This window comes from Enterococcus sp. FZMF (assembly GCF_030263915.1).
Classification (GTDB): domain Bacteria; phylum Bacillota; class Bacilli; order Lactobacillales; family Enterococcaceae; genus Enterococcus_D; species Enterococcus_D casseliflavus.
Map to the genome: position 1 here is coordinate 837,685 of NZ_CP127160.1, position 23,842 is coordinate 861,526.

The following is a 23,842-nucleotide window of genomic DNA, read 5'->3' on the forward strand; positions in this document are numbered from 1 at the left end:
AAAAAAAATTAAGGAGTGAGTAAAATGAAACAACGAGTGACACGGGAAGAAGTCAAAGAACGGTTGGTCACCGATGCGTATTTTCAAAAAGGTCGTTCCGCTTTAAAGACCCGCCAAACGATTTTGACGATTCTTGCTTGGCTGATGGTCTTGGTTCCCTTTGTCTGGCTGGCCATTCCGTTGACGCTGCCGAATCTGGCGGATCGGATTGCCTTTCGGACCTATTTAGAAGAAGCAGTCACTTTCGAATTTCTAGCGTTATTTTTAGGCATTTCTTTTTTGATTTTAGTTCTTACGTTTACTTTGTTGACCTTGAGGAACAACCGCCGCTTCAAACGATTGCTGCAAAAGCAATCGATGCATGATGAAGCTGCCTTGGAAAAACGCAAAGAGTTGCTAGAAGCATTTTACGAAGAACGCTTCGGGACGAAAGAAGAACGCCACGGGGCAAAATACTACGCGGTTGCACCGGAGCAAAACATCGGAGAAAGAGAGATCCAAGAACTTTTCCGTAGAAATGGGGTGGGCTGATGGTTGTCAATTTTGATACTGGGTTCCCGTGGTTGGACACATTTTTAACAGTGGTTTTGATGATTCTCTTCACGTATCCAATTTTAGGTGGCTTTGCTTGGTTCATCGGGGTGATCTGCAATCGTTTTTTGTTCCGTTATCGACAATTAGAGTGGATACCGATCCCCGAAGAGATCGAGCCGATGATCACGATTATGGTACCAGCTCACAATGAAGAAATCGTTATTGAAGACACGATTCATTATTTAATGAACAATCTGAACTATAGCAATTATGAGGTGTTGGTGACTGATGATGGTTCAACGGATCAAACTCCTGTGATATTAGACCGATTGATGGAACAGTACCCAAATCTAAGAGTGTTGCGCATCGAAAAAAACCAAGGAAAAGCCCATGCCTTTAATATTGGGGTAGGGTTTGCCAAAGGGGAATTGATCTTGAGCAACGATGCAGATACGGTTCCTGAACCTGATGCGTTATGGAAATATGTCAATTATTTCATCCGCCAAGACTCCATCAATATCTCTGCCATTACGGCGAATATGGACGTTCAAAACCGCACAACGATCGTAGGAAAATCACAAACTGTTGAGTTTTCAAGTATCGTAGGAATTATCAAACGGACCCAGCAAGCCGTTTTCGGGGTCATCTATGCCTATAGTGGTGCCAATACGATGTATCGCCGCGCGGCATTGATGGACGTGGGTCTGTTTCGACAAAATCGAGCAACAGAAGACATCAGTATTGCCTGGGACCACCAATTCCGAGGTTGGCTGTCTTTATTTGCTTCACGAGTGATGTTTTTCATGGAGGTGCCAGAAACACTCAAGATGCTCTACCGACAACGGAAACGCTGGGCGAAGGGCGGTACAGAAGTATGGCTGACCAACTTTAAAAAGGTCTTTTTGCATCCTTTTGAAAACATTGGTCGAACCGCTATGTTTGTCGATCAAACATTAAGTATCATCTGGTCATTCTTTTTCTGGCTTTCATCTGCCTTGTTTGTCTTCTAACTGATCTATTATGGTGCAACTGGGAATTACGAACGGATCTATCATATGTTTACGATGGCCTTTCTCTTCGTTTGTTTCGAGATGATTGCGGGGGTGATGCAGCTATTTACCAGCCTCTTGGCGGATGATAACCGCAGCAAGCTGAAGTATTTCCGTTTTGCACCTTTTTACATGCTGTTTTACTGGATGATCAATGCCATAACGATCGTCACTACCTTTATTCCAGCCGTCAAGACCATCCTTGGCTACGGCAGCGGCGTTTGGGTCAGCCCTGAGCGAACGGCGAAAAAAACCGAAGAATCTTAACGAATTCACCTTCCCTGGACAATAAAAACAAGTCTGAGTTTTCTTCAGACTTGTTTTTTTGCCATTAAGGTTCAGAAAGATAGTAAATCTCACGATTTTGGTAAGGATAACGAGTTTGCGAAAATTCGAAGGGTCGTCCGTCGGAGAGACGAGCAACTTGTTCTAATTCTAAGATCGGATCATTGGGATCGACTTCTAAATATTTGATATCATAGGAATCCGCTTTGTCGGCACGGATTTTACGTATGGCGGGACCTATTTTGAGATGTAAGGAATCAGTGATATATCGATAGATCGAGTGTTCAAGGATCGCCATATCAATATCGGGAATGGTTTTGATGGGCATGATCGTGTACTCCAATTCAAAGGGTTCGTTATCAACATAGCGCAGTCGTACGATATCATAAACAGGTTCGTTTTCTCGCAAAGACAAGTAATCCATTTCGTTGGCTTCTGGAAAACGTACATTGAAACTTATGATTTTACTTTGCACTTTATGCCGTCCGCCATATCGGTTGACTAAACCGATATACTCATTGATCTGTCCTTGGTAGGTCGCTGAATTGACATAGGTGCCATGACCTCTTTTGGTGGAAATCAGGCCTTCTTGCTTCAGTTGATTTAGCGCTTTTTGGATCGTCATTCGCGAGGTTTGAAATCGTCTGGCTAACGCCGTTTGTTCCGGTAGTTTTGATAAAGCTGGAAAAACACCTTCATAAATATTCGTCCGCAACTGATCAACGATCTCTTTGTATTTTGTCATAGTCATCACTCCTTATGTAAAGAAATTCATGGACTTGAGTTTTGTTTGAAGGGGATAAAAACAAGGTCTATCACTAAAGAATCCGCTGAAATTCACATGTATAGAAAAAGCTTTACATGAGTTTTTGAAAAATTTACATGCCTATTTCACCTAATTATAATAGGTTTTGTAAGCGAATACAAACGATGGAGGAATCAATATGACAAAATTTTATTGGGGGAACAGTGTCAGCAGTATGCAGACAGAAGGCGGTTGGAATGAAGGCGGTAAAAGCTTATCCGTTTATGATATACGGGAAGCTTCGGAACAGGCTAGCGATTGGCATGTAGCAAATGATAACTATCATGCGTATACAGAAGACTTTGATTATATGCAAGATTTGGGGATGAACATGTATCGTTTCCAAATTTCTTGGTCAAGGGTCGTTCACGATGGAGATGGTGCCTTTAATGAAGAAGGGATCGCCTATTACGATCGTTTTATTGATGATCTGTTAGCTCGAGGGATCGAGCCTATGATTTGTTTGTACCATTTTGATATGCCTCTGCATCTGGCGAAAACCTATAACGGGTTCATCAGCAAAGAAGTGAAGGACGCATTCATTCGTTTTGGAAAAGAAATGGTAGATCGTTTTGCGGATAAAGTCCATTATTGGTTAACCTTTAACGAACAAAATCTTTTCCACCAAGACCATGGTTTTAAGATCAGCGGTTATTTAGAAGGGGAAGAAGCGACAGAAGAATTGTATCAGATTTTCCACAATGTCATGGTTTGCCATGCAGAACTCTGTAATTATCTTCATGAAACAACAAATGCGAAGATCGGTGGCATGCTGGCGTATTCTGAGGCGTATCCAGCGACTTGTCGTCCACAAGACATCAAAGCAGCAAGAGAGTTTGATGAATTTGCGAACTTTACTTTATTAGATTGCTATGCGCACGGCAAGTATTCGGCAGCACAAGACCGATACGTGAAAAATCATCAACTCAATATGAATATTTTACCTGGGGAATTAGAAGCGATCGCAGCGCAGAAAAATGATTACATTGCCTTTAGCTATTATGCTTCTTCTACCTTGAATGCTGAAAAAATTCCTGAAGGAACGCCGCCGAATCGGTACATGACTTTTGGAAAACAAGACAATCCGTATATTAAAACGACGGAATGGAATTGGCAAATTGATCCGCTCGGCTTCCGTGATGTCTTAAATAAAGTCTATCAGCGGTACCGGTTGCCAGTGTTTCCGATTGAAAACGGGATTGGTGTCAGAGAGCATTGGGATGGCAAAGAACCGATTCAAGATGATTACCGTATTGCCTATCATCAAGAGCATATTCGAGCGATGTTTGAAGCGATGGTGGAAGATGGAGTGGTCTGTCTTGGGTATCTTGGTTGGGGGCTGATCGACATTTTGAGCTCGCAAGGTGATATGGAGAAACGATACGGACTCGTGTATGTCAATCGTGGCAACCATGAGTTGCGAGATATGAAACGTGTACCGAAAAAATCGTATGAATGGTTCAAAGAAGTGATCAAAACCAATGGTAGTACGATCTATACAAACCCATATACAGAATAGGAGGAACAAAAATGGCAGCAGAAAAGCGCACGTTTTTAGATAAATTTACAGAGTTTTCGGTCCGTCTCGGCAATCAGGTTCATCTCAAAAGTCTTCGTGATGCGTTTGCGACCTTAATGCCTGCCTTTATTATCGCAGGGATCGCTGTGTTGTTTAATAATGTCTTCTTTCCATGGTTTTTAGAAGGGGCTGCCTTGGCGCGAATGCAAGTGTTTGGCAATTCCATCACCAATGGAACATTGAATATCGCCGGTCTGCTGATCGCCCCGATGATCGCTTATTTTCTTTGCCGCAATAAAAACAATCCGAGCGCCATCAATGCAACCTTTGTGGCAACGACTTGCTTAGTGGTCATGTTGGCGATGGCTCATGCCGTGATGCCAGAAGGCGCTCAAGCAGAAGTGACCATCAGTGGTGTGATGCTATTTGACGATGTCGGGACCAAAGGGATGTTTTCTGGAATCATTTGTGGGTTAGTTGCCACGGAATTATTTATTCGACTGTCAGAAAACAAGCACCTAAAAATCAATTTAGGGGATCAAGTTCCTCCTGCCGTCAGCAAATCCTTCAGCACGTTGATCCCTGCTATTTTGGTGATTTCCTTCTTTGCCGTAGTTGCGACCGTGCTAGCAGCCTTTGATACCGACCTGATTCAAATCATTTCAACAGTGATCCAAGAACCACTGCGTTTATTGAACACATCGATTTTTGGGTTCTTGATCATCTATTCAACGGGCAATTTTCTGTTTACTTTAGGCATTCACCAAACCGTCATCAATGGCACCTTGTTAGATCCATTGCTGTTAGTCAATATGAATGAAAACATGCAAGCCGTGCAAGAAGGCGCTACGCCACCCAATATCTTAAATTCAGCATTCGTGACGGTTTTCGCACAACTAGGCGGGACTGGATTTACGATCAGCTTGATCATTGCAGTGCTCTTATTCGTCCGCAATTACCAACCTTTTCGGGATGTCGTCAATCTATCCCTAGCTCCGGGTATTTTTAATATCAACGAGCCAATCATCTTTGGTTTACCGATCGTCTTCAATTTACCCATGATCATTCCCTTCGTTGCAAGTCCAATTGTTGCGACGTTGATTGGCTACTTTGCTACCGCAGTAGGATTCATTGAGCCGCTTTCTGTGATGGTTCCTTGGACGACACCACCAATTCTTAGTGCATTGTTGGCATCAAAAGGGGATTTTAAAGTTGTTTTGGTTCAAGTGATCATCATCGTCGTCTGTGTAGCAATCTATTTTCCATTTCTAAAAATCGCTCAACGGGTTGCAATCAAATCTGCTGAATTGGAGCGGGCAGAATAAACAAAACAGGATGAATCCTATACTAGAGTGACCTACAAAAGTTAGAACAAAATTCTAACGTTTTGGGGGTCACTATTTTTTGAGGTGATTTTTTTACTAAGTTTCTATTTTGAACTTTAATTAAATGGTATACTATCCCAAAAGGAGCGACTATGAAACTTTCAGAAATGCAAAAAGCGATTTATCAAAACAAAATCGATCACCAATTCAATGTCACAAATATTGAAAAAGAGTTTTTGGCTTTATATGGTGAAGTAGGGGAAGCCTTTGACGCGTATCGGAAGCAACAAGAGGTAGGAGAAGAATTGGCGGATGTGGCGATTTATCTTCTTGGGTTAGCGGAAATCCTTTTCATCGATCTTGAAGCAGAGATTCATAAAAAAATGGCCGTCAACCAAAAGCGTCGTTATACGAGTTATGGCAATGGCTATGCCAAACGAATCGATAATTGATACACGCACAAAAACTAGTGGATTCCTCGAGTATAGGCCCTTACCGAAATAGAGATGGAAGCAGGAGATAGGATGGAAAAGAATGTAAGCATGCGTGAATTAACCACGGCGGATTTAGCAGAAGTCGTGGACCACTATATTGCCGTATTTTCAGCAGAACCATGGAATGACCAATTGACAGTGCCGCAAATCACCGACTATGTATCTTCAATGATGGCAATGAATACTTTTATTGGTTATCGACTAACAGACCGAGCATCGAATGAATTGATTGGTCTTTCATTAGGCTTTATCAAGCCCTGGTATCAAGGAAAAGAGTATGTGATCGATACCTTTTTAATTACTGGCACGCATCAAGGAAAAGGCCTTGGTTCCACTTTTTTAGAAAGGATCAAAGAGGATCTGCTCAAGAAAGAGATTCCAACGATCCTGTTAGATACCGAAGAAAGTATGCCAGCAGCGGATTTTTACAAAAAGAATGGCTTTAAACCGCTACCAGATAATGTGAGCTATTATTTATCTCTAGAATAATAATAGCTTGTCAATAAATAAAAAAGTCTGCGAAAAAATCGCAGGCTTTTTAGTTATGCACAGTTTCAACAGGTTTATCCACAATATGTTGTAGGAACATGTTTTCGCCTACTAAATATTGGGTGTGTGGTTTTTAGAAAAGGATTTCAAAGAGATTCTTATGGACCAATGAGCGTAAAAGTGAAAAAAGTACTGAACCGCTTATAGAATATAGCAAAATTTATCTAGATGAGAGGCTCTGTTGGTACCGATCATCTAATTTCTATCATCTTCGCGATAGGTCTTGCGATACTGTAGCGGCGTTAAACCAAATTTACGCTGAAATCTTTTGCTAAAGTAGCTCAAGTGATTGAAGCCAACGTGGTAGCAGATGGTTGAGATCGGCTCATCCGTTTCGATCAATAGGTTTTTGGCTTGAGACAATCGATAATCAATCAGATAGTTGATTGGGGTCAATGTCGTGTATTGCCGAAAAAGGGCGGTACAAGTACGTGTATTGATGGCAGCAGCTTTAGCGATCGCAGGAACCGTTAATGGTTCTTGATAATGCTCATGGACAAATGCCAGCATTAAGTAGATAGTTTCTTTCTTTGGTGAAGCAGGTCTTGCAGCCATTAGCTGTGAAAGGGCAGCTAAAAACAATTCATAGAGAGTAAATCGTTGTTCAATAAGCAGAGGCAGACGCACGGTTTGAACAAATGCTTGGTGTTGGGCGGTTAAGGTTAAGCGCCGATAGCTGCGGGTGCGATCGTGGACTAATTGTTCGATCGCTTCTTTAAAAACAGGGTCAGCAATAAAGCCTGAAGAAAAATCAAAGCAGCAATATCGGACGTTTTGTGAAGCTAAAACAGCACCATGGAGTACACGGCTATTAATAATGATCGCCTCATTCTTGCTTAGCAAAATTTGCTCGTCGTCTATCGTATACACGAAGCTACCTTCTTCGACCCATACAATTTGCAGCTCGTCGTGCCAATGCAGAGGCAATTGGTCGCCACGCCTTTGTTGCAAGCAACGTTGATAAATTGCGAAGGAGCGATTTGTAGTTGTATGTTTGGTCGTTTCTTCGTTTTCTTCTGTGCGTTCAAAGTACATACCGCACCACCTTTTTACAGAATAGTGTTAAAAACAATCAGGATATTGACAAAAGTTCACTATCTGATTCGGTATAATACTAACAAAGTAAAGTGAAAGACAAAAGGTGTTTTTATGAAAAAAACAGTTGGGATTGTTTATGCTTGTTCAGCAGCAGCTTTGTGGGCAGTTTCTGGCATCGCTGGACAAATTTTATTTACGAAATATAGTATTACAGCAAATTGGCTCGTTTCAACACGATTGGTTCTTTCAGGGTGTTTGTTGCTGAGTATTGGGTTAAAGGATCGCGCCCGTTTGATTTCCCCATTTCGTGAGAAAAAGGACTTCATTCAGCTGCTCTTGTTTTCTTTCTTAGGCATGTTTCTCGTTCAATTTACCTACTTTAAAACGATTGAGCAAAGCAATGCTTCTTTTGCAACGATTATTCAATATACAGGACCTTTCTTTGTTTTACTCTATGCTGCGATAGCCAAAAGGCAGCTCCCCTCTTTAAAGACATGTTTCTGGTTACTGGTAACCTTACTTGGTGTGACGGCTGTGGCATCAAAAGGACAGATTGAGCAATTAGCGACTTCCCAATCTGCGCTAGGCTGGGGGTTAGCATCAGCGATATCACTAGCTTTTTATTCTATACAGCCGCGTAAACTCTTGCAAAAATATGGGAGTTTACCAATTGTCGGCTGGGGGATGTTGATTGGTGGAGGCTTGGCGAATGTGGTTCATCCAATGTGGCAGATTGATAGTCAACTGAACGTTCAAGTGATTCTTTATTTGCTGGTGGTCATTTTATTTGGAACAGCACTAGCGTATTTGATTTTTTTAACAAGTTTACGCTATTTATCCTCAACACTTGCAACAGTTTTAACGGCAGTTGAGCCATTGCTGGCTGCTTTCTTATCGATCATTGTTTTTCATGATCACTTCACAGTGGTGGAGATACTAGGATTTATGGCAGTCATAGGGAGCATCATGTGTTTACAAAAAAAATTGTGAAAAAGACGAGATTCGCCAAAATCGGTGAAGTCTCGTCTTTTTTATAAATCAACAGAAAAAGAAAACGCAGGAGTCTACGCTTTCTTTTTCTGTTCTTCTTTTTTCTTGTCTGTGGTCGGTACGGAATCTAGGGCTTTTTTGAAAATCTCTTCTTTTTTCGTTTTATAGTTATGTTGTCGTTCAGCATAAACTTTTTCTTTCGTCTTTGTTTTCATACTCGGTCACCTCTTCCTTTTTTTTAAGTATAGCATGATTTCACAAACTTATGCAAATCCTTGGTTTTCTCCTTGGTGTTATAATCTTTCTCGTAATATACATTGTGAAAATATTTCTTTTGGCAGAGATGAGGGACTTCTCTATCAAGAAATTCGCATCCGGTTGGAGTCGATGTAACAGGATCTCATCTTAGCGTCGATCACACAGCTGGAAGCGGCGTTCCTTTTGAAGCAACTTTTTCACAGAATCCCTCGTGTAAAAAAGGAATGATAAATGGGTGATTTTAGTATCGATTTTTGAAAAAGGGGATCTGGAAAGAAATGTTATTCAAATAACAGTCTTGTTTTTCAAAAAGTGGGTTTGTTTGCAAAAAAAATCCTGTTTTTATTCGCGAATTAAAATAACGTTGAATGAAATAGCGTTTTTCTGTAGTTTATAGAAATCTTTGTAAATAGAGTGCCATTGAGCAACACCAAAGAGAAAGTGATCAAAAATAATAACGCAGGAAAATAAATGACACGTTTTATTAAACGTAAATTAAAAAAATACAAAACGAAAACAATATCAAAAAATATTAATTTTTGTTAAAATGGGGTACAGGGGGTGTTTTATTGGAATCTCGGAAAATCAAACGTAAGCGTTTAGTGAAACAAAAACGGTCCCTTTTCGTACAAAAAGGATTGGGTATCACAGCAGCGTTAGCATCGACTTCAGGTGTCTTTACGTCTCTTGCTCATGCGACCGAAACGACAAACGCTTCGTCATCAACCAACACAACTGCTACTCTTGCCAGATCGTCAGCTGAAACGGCGATCAATCGACAATTTAAAACAACAGCTTCACTGAATGTTCGTTCAAATGCTTCAACAAGTGCCTCTATCGTAAGTGGCGTAGGAGCAAATACAACAATCACTGCGGTGGCTCAAAAGAACGGTACCTCAGTGAATGGCAATACAACATGGTATAAGCTATCAACAGGCGGCTGGATCTCAGGTGCTTATGTGAAAAGCACCTCAGGCTCTTCTTCTGCCAATACTGGCTCGTCCAATTCGTCGTCTTCATCGGAAAAAGCAATTTCGAAATCAGTGAAAACGACTACTGCATTGAACGTCCGTTCAAATGCAACGACTAGTTCTAGTGTCGTACGTGGACTAGGCAGCAATGCGACGGTGAAAGTCGTTGCACAAAAGAGTGGAACGTCGGTGAATGGCACGACCACTTGGTACAAATTGTCCACAGGCGGTTGGATCACGGCGGCCTATGTCAAAGATGTTTCCAGCAGCTCGACAGGCAATAGTTCTTCTGGCGGCAACACAAGTGTTTCTGCAGAAACGGCTATCAACAAGAACGTGAAAACAACAGCGGCATTGAATGTCCGTTCGAGTGCCTCAACAAGCGGGAGTGTCGTTGGCAGCCTAAGCAACAGCACGACGGTGAAGGTCGTTGCCCAGAAAAATGGCACATCCGTTGGCGGCACCAATGTTTGGTACAAAGTATCGACTGGTGGCTGGATCACAGCGGCATATGTGCGTGACGTCACGTCTAGTTCTGGAAATACAAGTAATAACAATAATTCAAACACAGGTTCAAGCAACACTGGTTCATCAAACGGCTCAAACAATGCGAGTGAGCAAGCCATCAATAAAACGTTCCAAACAACCACTGGTATGAATGTCCGCTCAAATGCATCGACTTCTGCAAGTGTAGTCAGCAGTTTGGGCAGCAATGCTACCTTCAAAGCAGTCGCTCAAAAACAAGGTACGTCAGTCAATGGCAACGCCACTTGGTATAAGTTATCAACGGGTGGCTGGGTATCTGCAGCGTATGTGAAGGAAGTCAGTGCAACGACTCCTGGCAACAATAACAACGCAGGCAATTCCAATGTTCCGATGAGCGTGAACGGAACAGCGATCGTTGCAGAAGCTAGAAAACATATTGGCACTCCTTATCAATGGGGAGGCAAAGGACCAGATGTCTTCGACTGTTCTGGGTTTACACGTTATGTCTTCTTAAAAGTGACGGGCAAAAACATCGGTGATTGGACAGTCCCACAAGAAAGCGCAGGGACGATCATTCCTGTCTCGCAAGCACAAGCTGGCGACTTGCTGTTCTGGGGTCAAAAAGGGAATACCTACCACGTAGCGATCGCTACCAGTAATACAAGCTATATCCATGCGCCAAGCACGGGTTATACAGTCACCGAAGCACAATCAGGCTTTTCGACTGCTAGCTTCGCTCTACGAGTGAAATAAATGTTTCATTGAATAGGCAAAGGGTTTGTCCTTTGTTAGAAACGCCCCTAAGAAAGCTGCCATCAGTTTTCTTAGGGGCGCTTTTGGGGTTGGGCGCAGATCTTTTTAAAAGGTGGGGCTTTGCCCTGTTTTTTTGACAAAAAGGCCGATTTGTCAAAATCACTTGTTTTTACTAGTACAAATTTTTGTCAAAAAAAATAGTTACTGATACCATAAAAACGTACCAATATTAGGAGGGATCTACATGAGATATACGAACGGAAATTACGAAGCTTTTGCAAGAAGCAGAAAACCGAAAGATGTCGAAAAGAAAGAAGCCTATATTGTTGGTGGGGGATTAGCAGGACTTGCTGCGGCAGTCTTCTTGATCCGTGACGGCCATATGGCGGGTGAGAAAATCCACGTCCTTGAAGAACTTTCTTTATCAGGCGGTTCATTAGACGGAAAATTCATTCCCCATGATGGATTTGTGACCCGCGGCGGTCGAGAAATGGAAAATCATTTTGAGTGTCTGTGGGATCTATTTCGCTCGATTCCATCTTTGGAGGTGGAAGATGCTTCGGTGCTAGATGAGTTTTACTGGTTGGACCACGATGATCCAAATTCGTCTAACTGTCGGATCATCCACAATCGCGGCCAACGAGCAGCAGATGATGGAGAATTTACCTTGTCTGCGACAGCACAAAAAGAATTAACCCAATTATTTATGACTTCAGAAGATCAATTGATCGGGAAAAAAATCGAAGATGTTTTTGGCGAAGAATTCTTTGAATCTAATTTTTGGCTATACTGGTGTACGATGTTCGCCTTTGAAAAATGGCATTCGGCGATTGAAATGCGCCGCTATGTGTTGCGTTTTGTGCACCATATCGATGGCTTGCCTGATTTTACTGCGTTAAAATTTACCCGTTACAACCAGTATGAGTCATTGGTCAGACCACTACTTGCTTATTTGGAAGAACAAGGAGTTGACTTCCAATATGAATGCACCGTCAGCAATATTGATGTTCGGATCGTGGGCGAGGAAAAAGTTGCTCAAAAACTTGTGCTAGAAAAAGCGGGGGCAATCGAAGAAATTCCTTTATCAGAAGATGACTTGGTCTTTGTTACCAACGGATCGATCACTGAAAGTTCCACGCAAGGGGACCATTATACTCCAGCGCCTATCTCAAAAGCACCTGGTGGCAGTTGGCGTTTATGGAAAAACTTGGCGGCGCAATCGCCTGAGTTTGGTCATCCAGAAGTCTTTTATGAAAACTTACCTGAAGAAAGCTGGTTTGTTTCGGCAACCGTGACTTGGCAGAATTTTGATGTGGAACCTTATTTAGAAAAATTGACCCATCGCAAGTTACGAACAGGCAGAATCGTCACTGGCGGGATCATCACCATCAAAGATTCCAATTGGATGATGAGCTTTGCGACCCATCGCCAACCGCACTTTAAAGAACAAAAAGACCAACAAACGATCACATGGGTGTATGGCTTGTTGTCAAATACACCAGGGAACTACATCAAAAAACCAATTGAACAATGTTCTGGACAAGAAATCGTGCAAGAACTGCTTTACCATTTAGGCGTGTCAGAAGCAGAAATCCAACGCATTTCAAAAGAATCAAGTGTGGCAGTTCCAGTCTACATGCCGTTTATCACTTCTTACTTCATGCTGCGTGAACCAGGGGATCGGCCATTGGTTATTCCAAATGGCTCCAAAAACTTAGCTTTTATCGGTAATTTCGCAGAGACTGAACGAGACACTGTTTTTACAACAGAATATTCCGTTCGGACTGCAATGGAGGCTGTTTATCAGCTATTAGATGTGGAACGTGGGGTACCAGAAGTGTTTGCTTCCGCTTATGATCTACGTACTTTGGCCAAAGCTGTCTATTATCTGACCGATAAGAAAAAAATTACGGAAATGGAGCTGCCGTTTATCGAACGGAAACTCTTGGAAGGCTTCGTTAAGAAAACCGAACATACCTACATTGGCGATCTGTTGAAAGAAAACCATTTGATTTAAATAAAACGCAACGACAACGAGGCGAAAGAAGCTGCTCGTTGTCGTTGCGTTTTTTATTTACTTTTTAGCGCAGTTTGAACGAATCATTATTTCTCAGATAAAATCCGAACTTGGATCTCTGTCAAATAAGCTTGCTCGTTGCTAAGGGTCGTTTCGTGGATCGATCGTTCATAGAAGTAGTCATCGATTTGCCATTGGTGCGTCGCAATCAGCTGCTTGAGTTTTTGATAAAACTGTTTCAATCCTTCGTCATCCCCCTGATAAATGGCGGTTAAATAGCATCCTGCTGGTTTCACGAAGGAAGTCCCTTGCGGCTCTTCTTGCCGCACGTAAACGTAGTCGATGTCTTGCGTATCGTCTTTGTTCGTCCGAATCATAAAACCATATTCGTTATTCGAGAAAAGATACGGCTGTGCCATCAAAAGGTCGTAGGCTTGGGTGATCATCTCTGGGATGGAGCTGCCGTTTAATCTAGGACTGAGGGAGAAATATTCCTCTGGCTGTTCCTTCAAGGTAAAGGGGGAAGTTTTTTCTGCAGCCAGGCGCAAATCCGCAGCTTTTCGTTCGATGATTTTTTTGATGTTGGTCAACTGCTGAATTTTTTCATCGATGGTTTGCCGCTTGGCTTCCAATAAGTTTCTCATGGTCTCGGCATCCCCCTGCAGCGCTGTTTGGATCTCTTTTAAGGGCATCGATAATTCTTTCAATGACAGGATCAATCCGAGATCCAAAAGTTGATCAAGGGAATAATACCGATACCCGTTCTCGTCTTTGCTGTTTGGTTGAAATAGCCCAATCTCGTCATAATAGTGGAGTGTCCGAGGATTGATCCGCGCGAAGCGTGCCATTGCCGATACTTTTAATTTGGTTTTCATGAAGATCCTCCTTGACTTTACAGTTACTGTAAACTTTATACTAAGGATAGTCAACTACTGGGAGGAAGATAGAATGAATAAAAAAGTAACGTATCGACCATTTAAACGAGAAGATCTGCCTGCGCTTGTGCAAGTGATTATTGATAGCTGGAACTACGACAAGCAATTTGACAAGAAGACCGCCAAGCACTTTGTTCATGTCTTTTTGTGTTATGAACTTGCCCGTGCGACCTATTCGCGGGTGGCTCTTTTAAATGGTGAAGCTGTCGGCATCTTATTAGCAGACAGTAAAAGAGGAAAGAAGCTTCATCCAATGCGCTATTGGGGGAAAACGATTTGGCATGCTGGCTGCTTAATGCTTACGAAAGAAGGGAGAAATACGCTGTTGCATTATGCCAAAGAGGTGGCTGAGTTAAATCAAGCGATGTTGAAAGATTTACAAACTCCTTTTCAGACCGAAGTTGGTTTGTTTGCCGTTAGTCCCAAAACACAAGGATTGGGTGTAGGCAAGCAGCTCTTTACTTCCTTTTTAGCGATGGTCCAGCAGGAAAAAACGGCTCCGTTTTTCCTTTATACCGATACCACCTGTAATTACGGTTTTTATGAGCATATGGGCTTGAAGCGGGCAGCTGCTGTGAAACGCTGGATCAAAAAACCGATGAAGAAGGAAATCGAGTTTTATATCTATACTTCCTAAGAGTGCAGCGATGCACTCTTTTTTCATTGGCTAGTATGGTAAACTGGAAGCAAAGAAGGTCAAGGAAGCTGTTTTCGTTTTATGGAAACGGCGCTTGTTTTGGTCGAAAGCGATGGCTCAATCCGCTTTCGTAAAAAGGATGGGGAATGGGAAAGGATGGTTTATTTGGAAAAAAAGCAGATAGGGTTTATTTTAAGTGATATTGATGGGACGATCTTGGATCATAAGCATCAAATCGATCTGGATTTGATTGAAGAAATCAAACGATTGAAGCAGCAAGCGATTCCTTTTGTTTTGGCTTCCGCTCGCTCCCCGAAAGGAATGCTACCGATAGCTCAAGAATTAGGGATAGAAGACTGGCCCTTGGCTTGTTACAACGGTGCCCTGATTGGAGGGTACGATCAAAAGGGCACACTGGTACCGATTTTCAGTCATGAGGTCAAAAAAGCAGAAGCAAAAACTTTGGTTGCGCGCATCAAAGCTGATTTTCCTGGTGTTTCTATCAATGTCTACTCTGGTGATCAGTGGTATTGCGAAAGAGTGGACCAATGGGCACGAGCAGAAGCGGCGATCACCAAAGAGACTCCTGTAGAAACTTCATTAGAACAACTGTTGGCACAAGAAGCTTTTGAGGTTCATAAGTTTCTTTTGATCGGCACAACGGCAGAAATCCAAGCGCTCCATGCTGCCTGCCAGAACGCTGGATTTTTAGAAAGCGCCTTTTACTTATCCAAAGAGAATTATTTGGAAGTCACTCATCAAGCTGTGGGAAAAGATAAGGCGCTAAATGAATTGGCGGCCTATTTTCAAGTGCCGCTGGCGCAAACCTTAGCGATTGGCGATAATTTTAACGACCTGCCAATGATTGCTTCAGCTGGTATTGGTGTTGCGATGGAGAATGCGCCCGAATTGGTCAAAGCAAAAGCTGATTTTGTGACGGCTAGCAATACAGATCATGGGGTTACTGATGCGTTGCGACGATTTGTCACAGAACAGATAAAAAACTAGGTTTTTTGAACAAATTGATTGACTTTCATTTCTACTCTCCTTAAACTTTTAGCTATACCTAAAAAGGTAAGTGTTTGTTGGAAAGAAGGAGAAAAATGAATAAGAAGATCGAGAAGACATTGACCAAATTTGCCGAGCCGTTGGGGCTCTCCGTTGATACTTCCACTGGGGTGATTTATGGAACGTATCATAGTTATAAACTTTTTTTAGTTCAAGAGAATAACAATAGTTATTCTCTAGTGGCTCACTTTTCACTTAGCAAAGATGGCGAACTTCCCAACCAAGAAGAAGTCAAAGAAGTTTTAAGTGAGTCAAAAGAGATCATCGACTGTGTGATCCAAGGATATCAAGTTGCCTATACTTTACGCGGAGCGATGACTGCAGGGAAAACTGTGGACAAGTTGCGTACTGCGTTGGACCAGTTGACGAATTTTTTGAAGACCAAAGGCTTCCAAAATGCTTGTACCTTCTGCGGCGCGGTCACTGAGCCGGTTTCGCTGTACGCTATTGGCGGCGCTCCCGTCATTGCCTGTGAAGCTTGCTTTAAGAAACAACAAGAAGCAGTCCTTGCGCAAGAACGGGAAAAAGGGCAGAAAAAAGAAAATTGGTTAGCTGGAACCGTGGGTGCGTTTCTTGGCTCATTGATTGGTGCCGGCGCAATTATTTTATTAGGACAACTGGGGTATGTTGCTGCATTGTCTGGGATCGCGATGGCGATCTGTGCCATCAAAGGGTATGAATTATTAGGTGGAAAACTCAGCACAAAAGGTATTATTAGTAGTATTATCGTCATGATCATCATGGTCTATGTCGGGAATCGTATCGACTGGTCGATCAGTGTAGCGAATTATTACACGGACGTTGATGTCTTCTATGCCTTTCGTATTTTACCTGATTTGATTCGTGACGGATATTTGGAAGCGAGTCAGTATTACGGGAACTTAGGTCTGGTCTATCTCTTTACGGCGATTGGGGCTGTGCCAACTATTATCGCTACGGTACGAGAGGGGAAAGTGACACGTCAAAGCTATAAAATGGAGTAATCCACGTTTCTATCCAAAGATAAAAAAACACAAAGCGAGATCTTGTTCGCTTTGTGTTTTTTGTTTTTGTGTCATAAATAATAACGTGCAGTGTTAACATAAAAAATAAATAATAATAAAATGAGAAAAATAGCTTGCTTTTATAATTAATATTTATTAAAATCTTATTTACATTCAGAGTTTTGTAATAATTCTGAAAATTTTGGATTTTCATAAGGGGTAGGTAAGATGAAGAAAAAATGGGGATATGGTGTCGTCGCTGTTTGTGGAATCGTATTAGCAGGTTGCTCAACAGGAGGGACATCAAGTACAGGTGAAAGTTCAAGTGGTAGTGGGACAGCAGCTGCCGAACAAATTTTTAATGTTGTGGTTCAACAAGAAATGCCGAGTGCCGATCTATCCTTAGCCACCGATACGATCAGTTTCAGTGCTTTAAATAATGTGTATGAAGGGTTGTACCGCTTAGATGCTGATAGTAAGCCCGAACCAGCAGGTGCCGCCGAATTAGCGGAAGTCAGTGAAGATGGTCTGACCTATAAATTGAAATTACGAGAAGATGCCAAATGGTCAAATGGAGAACCAGTAACAGCAGCGGATTATGTCTTTGGCTGGCAACGCACTGTAAGTGCGGAAACAGGTTCTGAGTATGCGTACTTATTTGCGCCCGTAACCAATGCCGAAGCGATAACAGCAGGTGAAAAAGATGCCTCAGAATTAGGGATCAAAGCAGTCAGTGACTATGAATTAGAAATCACGCTGACGACGCCTACGCCATACTTCCAATACTTATTGGCGTTTCCATCCTTCTTCCCACAAAGCCAAGCAGTTGTAGAAGACAACGGCGATCAATATGCTTCAACAAGCGACAATGCCGTTTACAATGGACCCTTTGTGTTAGTTGGCTTTGATGGGCCAGGAACCGATACAGAATGGTCATATGAAAAGAATGACCAATATTGGGACAAAGAGACGGTGAAACTTGATACCATCAATGTTAGTGTCGTAAAAGAATCATCAACTTCCTTGAATCTATTCCAAGATGGGCAAGCAGACGACGTCATCTTAACAGGAGAATTGGCGCAGCAGATGGCCAATGATGAAGCGTTTGTTTCAGAACCATTAGCCCGTACTTCCTATATCGAGTTGAATCAGCGAGAAGAAGATTCGCCATTCCGCAATGAGGATCTGCGTAAAGCAATCTCTTATGCCATCGATCGTGATGCATTAGTGACATCGATTTTAGGGGACGGTTCATTGGCTTCCACAGGATTGATACCAAAAGGAATGACCTTTAACCCAACTGATAATACTGATTTTGTCGATGAAGCGGAAAGTGTCATTGAATACGATCAAGAAAAGGCCAAAGAACATTGGGAAAAAGCCAAAGAGGCGTTAGGAATCGATTCCTTGAGCTTTGAAATTTTGGCTTCTGATACAGATTCAACCAAAAAGGCCATTGAGTATATTCAAAGTGCGATTCAAGACACGCTGGATGGGGTGAAAGTTAGCCTAAGTCCTGTTCCTTTCTCCGTTCGTTTAGATCGTTCAAACTCAGGTGACTTTGATGTCGTCATGGGTGGTTGGGGAGCTGACTATGCGGATGCTAGCAGCTTTACTGATTTGTTTGTTACCGACAATTCCTACAACCGCGGTCGTTGGACAAGTGAGGAGTACGATACAGCAGTGAAATCGTCTGCCACGATAAACGCTGGCAATCCAGATGCTCGCTGGCAAGACTTGTTAGATGCAGAGAAAATCATTATGGATCAACAAGGGGTCATCCCTGTGTACCAAAACGTTGAAGCTCATTTACGTGCACCAAAAGTAAAAGGGGTCGTATCACACGGTGCTGGTGCGCAATATGACTACAAGTGGGCAGTTATTGAAGAATAAGCGCCTAAAGAAGAAACTGGTTTTGCGTAAGCAAGCCAGTTTTTTTTCTTGGGCTTTGTTCTTACTTACACAATGTTAGTAATGAGAGCGGATGCAATTGTTTATAAAAAAACAAAAAAAGTTGGCAAGGGATCAACGATCGACTTGCCAACATCGTTTTTTGTTCATCTATTTCACAGAAATCCAGTGAAAGATTATTCGCTAACTGTTACGTCACCTGTTACAGAAGCGCCATCTTCGTCAAGTGTTGCTGAATCTTGGAATTCTTTTGAAGTGAATGTTACGTTACCTTCAACTTTTGCACCGTTCAATACAAAGCCGTTAGCATTCACTTCAACGTCACCTTTGATTACACCGTGAACGATGTTGAAGTTTTCTGAGTTAACGATCAATTTAGGAACAGTTACTGTGTATTCAGCTGTTACGTTGCGGTCTTCATCTTGTGAGTACAATGCAAATTTACGGTAGATATCAGCAGAGTCGTCACCTTTGTCGTGGAATTCGCCATCAACGGTTACATCGTTATCAAATGTCATGTCGCCAGTTACAGCAACGATCCAGTTACCATCTGCGCTCAATGCTTTTTCGATCACTGAAGTTTGGTCACTGATAGAAGCAGTTGAAACAACGTCATCTGATGATTCAGTTGATGCAGCAGTTGAAGCTGCTGTTGATGATGATGAGCTTGCAGCTGTATCGTTATCTGAACTACATGCAGCTAAAAGAGTGCCTCCCATAAGCAATGATGCAGCGATTAAAGTGATTTTAGTTTTTTTCATGTTTCCTTCTCCTTTGTATTCCCATAGTTTTCTTAAAAACAAAATGATTATACCATACCGAGGTGAAGTTTGTGAAACAAAAAACATAAATGAGGAGAAATTTAATAAATAGCAGCCTAGGATTAAAAAAATTTCAAAGAAACTAGGAATAAATGAGTGACGCTTACGAATGAATGAGACATCTTATTCACAAAGAACCCTCCATTATGGAAGAAATGCCCTTCTTCTATAATGGAGGGTCATTACTACATGCGCTTTCGATCCGTCAACTGCTTGAACTTCGATACGATCAAATCCATGATGAACTGATACATAAAAGCATGGGTTTGAAAATGGGTTTGGTGAGGGAAGATGATTGCTTCTTGGACAAAGGGCAGTTCCGAGATCTGTGGATTAGCGGTGATCACGATGACTTTGGCTTTGGTTCGATCGAAGAAATCTTTCCGTGGTGTTCCATTTCGAATTTGCTGTTTCGTTAGGTAGTCACCGGAGTTGGTAAAAATGATAAACAGCGATTCTTCATCAGCGGTCTTGATGATTTCTTCCTGTACAAGATCGTCTTGGAAGGTCCGAATGAACTTGCCGTTGTATGCTAGTTTGATCTGGAAATCAATAGCAGCCGATTCTGAGAATAAAATTCCAAAAGCAAAGACATTTTTATGCGTCACAATGGCTTTTGCGACCCGTTCGATGGCTGGCAGATCAAGATGATGACGCAGATAATCGATGTCTTGTACAACTGCGTCAAAATAGGAGTCTACGCCCTCTTGCTCTAAGGCAGACAAAATATTCGAACGATAATTCAGGGGATTGTTGAAGCGGTTTTCGATAAAGGCAGCGTTGTCTTTTAGATCGCCATAATCATCAAAGCCCAAGGTGCGAGCGAATTTTGAAACGGTTGACTTTGACACATGGCAAAGAGCAGCGAATTCACCAATGCTTAGAGTTTGGATCTGATCATAATGGTTGATCATGGTCAAACCGATATAGTAGTTGGTGGAATCAGTGGGTGCATTATTTAAAAGATTCAATAAACGAATGATTAAGAGGCCCATTTTCTTTCCTTTCTTGTAAGCAGTTTCCAAATTGCGAACTTTCGCAGGTGAGAGAAAAAAATCTGCTATAGTAACGCCATAAAGCGCTTTATAAATCAAACACGGGAGTGAGTCATTTGGCAAAAGATTATTCAAAACTTGCTAGTGAAATTATAGCACAGGTCGGTGGGGAACAAAATATCGTTAGCCTGTATCATTGCATCACTAGATTGCGTTTTAAGTTGAAAGATGTCGAGTTGGCACGAAAAAATAAGGATAAGATTCAGCAGCTTGATGGGGTATTGTCTGTCATTGAAGGAAACGGCCAGTTTCAAGTCGTGATCGGTAATCATGTAGCGGATGTTTTTCAAACGATCATGAGTAAGTATTCGATCCAAAATGCTTTGGAAAGTGATGGGGATGCCGAAGAATCAACAGAAAAACAAGGCAATGTATTTATCCGATTCTTCAATGTATTGTCTGCGATCTTTAATCCAATCATTGTTGCTCTTGCAGGGGCAGGGATGTTGAAAGCTTTGCTAGTTGTTTTTACAACCTATCATTTGATGGATGCGGAAGGAAGCACCTATAAAATATTAGCTGCTGCTGGCAATAGTGTCTTTTATTTCTTGCCTTTATTTTTAGCGATCAGTGCAGCGCGGATTTTCAAAGTCAATATGTTTATTGCTTTAGCAATCGTTGGGGCGTTGCTGGAGCCGAATTTTACAGCAATGGTGACGGAAAACGGTGTGACGGTCGATTTCTTTGGCATCCCAGCTGTGTTGATGGGGTATTCGGGTACCGTGATTCCAGCGATCGTTTCGATCTATATCTACTCGCATTTGGAACGACTACTCAAACGGATCATTCCTAAGAGTATCGAGATTTTTGCTCTATCACTAGTAGCTCTTTTGATCATGGTGCCTTTGACCGTTTTGATCATTGGACCGGTCGGTGTAATGCTTGGAGACGGTTTAGGCAATGCCATGAACTTTATCAGCGACAAGAGCGGGCTGTTGGCTGGCTTGTTGATCGGTGGCGGTTGGACATTCTTAGTAATGATCGGGATCCATTGGGGAGTTGTACCGATCATGGTCAATAACCTAGCGGTATATGGCTATGATACGCTGCGCCCGATGATCGCAGCAGCAACATTTGCGAGTGCTGGGGTTGCTTTAGGTGTATTTTTACGCTCTCGCAGAAAAGAAACCAAAGGCCTGGCGCTATCTTCCTTGCTTCCAGCATTGCTTGGCGGAATTACAGAGCCAATCGTCTATGGACTTTCGGTAAAATTTAAAAAGCCGTTGATTGCTCAAACCATCGTTGGTGCCCTTGCTGGTGCGTTTATGGGAATGATGCAAACCAAGGCCATCGTCTATGTTTTCCCAGCATTGACGACATTGCCAGCTTTCTTTGGGGACACCTTTGTGTACTATTTGATCGGCATTGCCTTTGCGTTCTTCGGTACTGCTATTTTGACCTATGTATTAGGATTTGAAGAAACGCTAGAACCTGTTTTAGAAGAAGGTGCAGGGCTGCAAGTGATGACACCAGTTGCTGGTGAAACGATCACGCTTGATGATGTCAAAGATGAAGTATTTTCTTCTCGAGCAATGGGGGATGGATTAGCCGTTTATCCATCAGCCGGCGATATTTATGCGCCACTTACTGGTACGGTTGTGACAGTTTTTCCAACTGGACATGCTTTTGGGATCCAATCAGCTGCTGGGACGGAAGTGTTGGTGCATATCGGCTTAGACACGGTTGATTTAGCAAAAGGCGTGTTTGAGATTTCGGTGAAACAAGGGGATCAAGTCGTGAAGGGACAAAAAATTGGCACCTTTGACTTAGCAAAAATTATTGAAAAAGGATATGATCCGACAACCATGTTGGTCTTTACCAGTGTGATCAAAGAAGATGCATTGACAGTTGTGGATCAAGCGAAAAAAGACGTTACCGCTTTGGTAGCAAATGATTTATTAAAAGGAGCGATTTCATGAGTGTATTTCCAAAAAATTTCCTATGGGGCGGCGCAATCGCCGCAAATCAAGCCGAAGGAGCTTATTTGGAAGGAGGAAAAGGATTAAGTGTAGCGGATATTTTACCAGTTGGTGAAAAACGTATTGAGCAAGTTTCACTGCAGCTTGAAGAGGATAACTTTTATCCGAGCCATGAAGCCATCGACTTTTATCATCGGTACCCAGAAGACATTGAACTTTTTGCGGAAATGGGCTTGAAGTGTTTGCGTACCTCAATTGCTTGGAGTCGCATTTTTCCGAATGGGGATGAGACGGAACCCAATGAAGCAGGTTTACAATTTTATGATGATTTATTTGATGCCTTGAATGAAAAAGGGATCCAACCAGTTGTTACATTAGCTCATTTTGAGACGCCACTGCATTTGGTGACGAAATATGGTGGTTGGCAAAATCGTGTACTGATCGATTTTTTTGATCGGTATACAAAAGTGGTTTTTGCACGCTACAAAGGGAAAGTGAAATATTGGATGACTTTCAATGAAATCAACCATACCCATACGATCCCGTTACTCGCAGCAGGTATCGATGTATTTTCTTTCGAGACTGAAGAAGAAAAATTACAGGCACTTTATCAAGCAAGTCATAATATGTTTGTTGCAAGTGCCAAAGCAGTTCTGAATGGGAAGGCAGTAGATGAAAACAATCAGATTGGCTGTATGCTGTCACTGAGCCCGATTTACCCTGCAACGTGCAACCCGCAAGATGTTTTTGAATCGTATCAACTGCGCCGTCGTTCCTTGTTCTATAGTGATGTGCAATTGCGAGGCGCCTATCCGGAATACTTCGACCGCATCGTGAAGGATAATCATCTGTTGCTGGACATTACAGAAGAAGATCTAGCGATCATTAAAGCGGGGACCTGCGATTATTTAGGCTTTAGTTTTTACCGCAGCTCATTGCATGAAGCAGGCATGAAAATTTTAGGCAATACTGGCGGATTACTAGGGAAAAAGAATCCCTACCTAAAAGAAACTGCTTGGGGATGGCCGATCGATCCGCTGGCATTACGCTATGTTTGCAGCGAATTGACTGATCGCTATCAAAAACCATTATTTATCGTTGAAAATGGAATTGGTTTAAAGGATGTTGTCAATGAAGATGGATCGATCGTCGATGAAGAACGGATGGCCTATTTAAAAGACCATGTAGAAGCAATGGCGGAATCGATCAAAGATGGCGCAACGATTCTAGGCTATACATGGTGGGGACCGATCGATATCGTTTCTGCGGGGACAGGAGAGATGGAAAAACGATACGGCTTTATCTATGTCGATAAGCAAAATGATGGTAGCGGAGATCTTTCCCGCAAGAAAAAAGCTAGTTTTGCGTATTATCAGCAAGTGATCGCCACGAATGGGGAAGCGTTGGCGTACGAATCATTTTTGAAAGGCGGCAAGTAAA

20 protein-coding genes and 1 pseudogene are annotated in these 23,842 nt (G+C 42.2%); 15 read left to right on the plus strand and 6 right to left on the minus strand.

Annotated elements, in window-relative coordinates; translation table 11 throughout:
- Positions 1-24: 24 nt before the first annotated feature.
- Positions 25-531, plus strand: a complete 507-nt coding sequence (locus tag QN079_RS04110) for a hypothetical protein (RefSeq protein WP_060792899.1) — start codon at positions 25-27, stop codon at positions 529-531.
- Positions 531-1,850, plus strand: a pseudogene (locus QN079_RS04115) (glycosyltransferase family 2 protein). Before QN079_RS04110 ends, QN079_RS04115 begins: the two are co-directional and overlap by 1 nt.
- 64 nt (positions 1,851-1,914) lie before the next feature.
- Here the strand turns inward: QN079_RS04115 and QN079_RS04120 are convergent.
- Positions 1,915-2,613 carry a GntR family transcriptional regulator gene (locus QN079_RS04120; protein ID WP_223080551.1) on the minus strand — a complete coding sequence of 233 codons (699 nt, stop codon included), beginning with the start codon at positions 2,611-2,613 and terminating at the stop codon, positions 1,915-1,917.
- Positions 2,614-2,812: 199 nt separating this feature from the next.
- Here QN079_RS04120 and QN079_RS04125 point away from each other — a divergent pair, with 199 nt between their 5' ends.
- The 4 genes from QN079_RS04125 to QN079_RS04140 all read left to right on the plus strand — a co-directional run bounded on the left by QN079_RS04125 (position 2,813) and on the right by QN079_RS04140 (position 6,500).
- Positions 2,813-4,192: a glycoside hydrolase family 1 protein gene (locus QN079_RS04125; protein WP_289230417.1), complete on the plus strand. Its 1,380-nt coding sequence runs from the start codon at positions 2,813-2,815 to the stop codon at positions 4,190-4,192.
- An 11-nt stretch (positions 4,193-4,203) separates the two neighbouring features.
- Entirely contained in the window at positions 4,204-5,517 is a 1,314-nt protein-coding gene (locus QN079_RS04130; RefSeq protein ID WP_016620624.1) for a PTS sugar transporter subunit IIC, read from the plus strand.
- Between the two features lie 152 nt (positions 5,518-5,669).
- A complete protein-coding gene (locus QN079_RS04135; protein WP_121262073.1) occupies positions 5,670-5,969 on the plus strand; it encodes a MazG-like family protein in 300 nt (99 codons plus the stop codon).
- A 72-nt stretch (positions 5,970-6,041) separates the two neighbouring features.
- Positions 6,042-6,500 carry a GNAT family N-acetyltransferase gene (locus tag QN079_RS04140; RefSeq protein ID WP_005225310.1) on the plus strand — a complete coding sequence of 153 codons (459 nt, stop codon included), beginning with the start codon at positions 6,042-6,044 and terminating at the stop codon, positions 6,498-6,500.
- Between the two features lie 255 nt (positions 6,501-6,755).
- Here QN079_RS04140 and QN079_RS04145 read toward each other — a convergent pair whose 3' ends face one another.
- Entirely contained in the window at positions 6,756-7,595 is an 840-nt protein-coding gene (locus tag QN079_RS04145) for an AraC family transcriptional regulator (protein ID WP_060792893.1), read from the minus strand.
- A 114-nt stretch (positions 7,596-7,709) separates the two neighbouring features.
- On the opposite strand from QN079_RS04145, the gene QN079_RS04150 reads away from it, so the two are divergent.
- Complete coding sequence (locus QN079_RS04150) at positions 7,710-8,588, plus strand: DMT family transporter (RefSeq protein WP_121262071.1); 879 nt, start codon at positions 7,710-7,712, stop codon at positions 8,586-8,588.
- Between the two features lie 74 nt (positions 8,589-8,662).
- On the opposite strand, the gene QN079_RS04155 is transcribed toward QN079_RS04150, so the two are convergent.
- Positions 8,663-8,803, minus strand: a complete 141-nt coding sequence (locus tag QN079_RS04155; protein WP_005237363.1) for a hypothetical protein — start codon at positions 8,801-8,803, stop codon at positions 8,663-8,665.
- 612 nt (positions 8,804-9,415) lie between these two features.
- Here QN079_RS04155 and QN079_RS04160 point away from each other — a divergent pair.
- Both QN079_RS04160 and QN079_RS04165 read left to right on the plus strand, forming a co-directional pair.
- On the plus strand, positions 9,416-11,056 hold the full coding sequence (locus tag QN079_RS04160; protein ID WP_289230418.1) for a C40 family peptidase: 1,641 nt from the start codon (positions 9,416-9,418) through the stop codon (positions 11,054-11,056).
- A 244-nt stretch (positions 11,057-11,300) separates the two neighbouring features.
- Positions 11,301-13,073: an oleate hydratase gene (locus QN079_RS04165; protein WP_289230419.1), complete on the plus strand. Its 1,773-nt coding sequence runs from the start codon at positions 11,301-11,303 to the stop codon at positions 13,071-13,073.
- Positions 13,074-13,159: 86 nt separating this feature from the next.
- Here QN079_RS04165 and QN079_RS04170 read toward each other — a convergent pair whose 3' ends face one another.
- Positions 13,160-13,948 (minus strand): MerR family transcriptional regulator, encoded by a 789-nt coding sequence (locus QN079_RS04170; protein WP_121262067.1) that lies wholly within the window; start codon positions 13,946-13,948, stop codon positions 13,160-13,162.
- A gap of 73 nt (positions 13,949-14,021) precedes the next feature.
- Between QN079_RS04170 and QN079_RS04175 the strand changes: the two genes are divergently transcribed.
- From QN079_RS04175 to QN079_RS04190, 4 genes are all read left to right on the plus strand, one after another.
- On the plus strand, positions 14,022-14,645 hold the full coding sequence (locus tag QN079_RS04175; RefSeq protein ID WP_289230420.1) for an N-acetyltransferase: 624 nt from the start codon (positions 14,022-14,024) through the stop codon (positions 14,643-14,645).
- 156 nt (positions 14,646-14,801) lie between these two features.
- Entirely contained in the window at positions 14,802-15,653 is an 852-nt protein-coding gene (locus QN079_RS04180) for a Cof-type HAD-IIB family hydrolase (protein WP_289230421.1), read from the plus strand.
- 95 nt (positions 15,654-15,748) lie between these two features.
- A complete protein-coding gene (locus tag QN079_RS04185; protein WP_289230422.1) occupies positions 15,749-16,696 on the plus strand; it encodes a hypothetical protein in 948 nt (315 codons plus the stop codon).
- Positions 16,697-16,924: 228 nt separating this feature from the next.
- On the plus strand, positions 16,925-18,589 hold the full coding sequence (locus QN079_RS04190) for a peptide ABC transporter substrate-binding protein (protein ID WP_289230423.1): 1,665 nt from the start codon (positions 16,925-16,927) through the stop codon (positions 18,587-18,589).
- A 194-nt stretch (positions 18,590-18,783) separates the two neighbouring features.
- Here QN079_RS04190 and QN079_RS04195 read toward each other — a convergent pair whose 3' ends face one another.
- Together QN079_RS04195 and QN079_RS04200 are read right to left on the minus strand one after the other, a co-directional pair.
- Positions 18,784-19,368: a polymer-forming cytoskeletal protein gene (locus tag QN079_RS04195; RefSeq protein ID WP_010747631.1), complete on the minus strand. Its 585-nt coding sequence runs from the start codon at positions 19,366-19,368 to the stop codon at positions 18,784-18,786.
- A gap of 245 nt (positions 19,369-19,613) precedes the next feature.
- Positions 19,614-20,423, minus strand: coding sequence for a MurR/RpiR family transcriptional regulator (locus QN079_RS04200; protein WP_015509153.1), 810 nt, complete (start codon positions 20,421-20,423; stop codon positions 19,614-19,616).
- A gap of 107 nt (positions 20,424-20,530) precedes the next feature.
- On the opposite strand from QN079_RS04200, the gene QN079_RS04205 reads away from it, so the two are divergent.
- Both QN079_RS04205 and QN079_RS04210 read left to right on the plus strand, forming a co-directional pair.
- Positions 20,531-22,402, plus strand: a complete 1,872-nt coding sequence (locus tag QN079_RS04205; RefSeq protein ID WP_081091758.1) for a beta-glucoside-specific PTS transporter subunit IIABC — start codon at positions 20,531-20,533, stop codon at positions 22,400-22,402.
- Complete coding sequence (locus QN079_RS04210; RefSeq protein WP_060792884.1) at positions 22,399-23,841, plus strand: glycoside hydrolase family 1 protein; 1,443 nt, start codon at positions 22,399-22,401, stop codon at positions 23,839-23,841. The genes QN079_RS04205 and QN079_RS04210 overlap by 4 nt, the downstream gene beginning before the upstream one ends.
- Position 23,842: the final 1 nt, after the last annotated feature.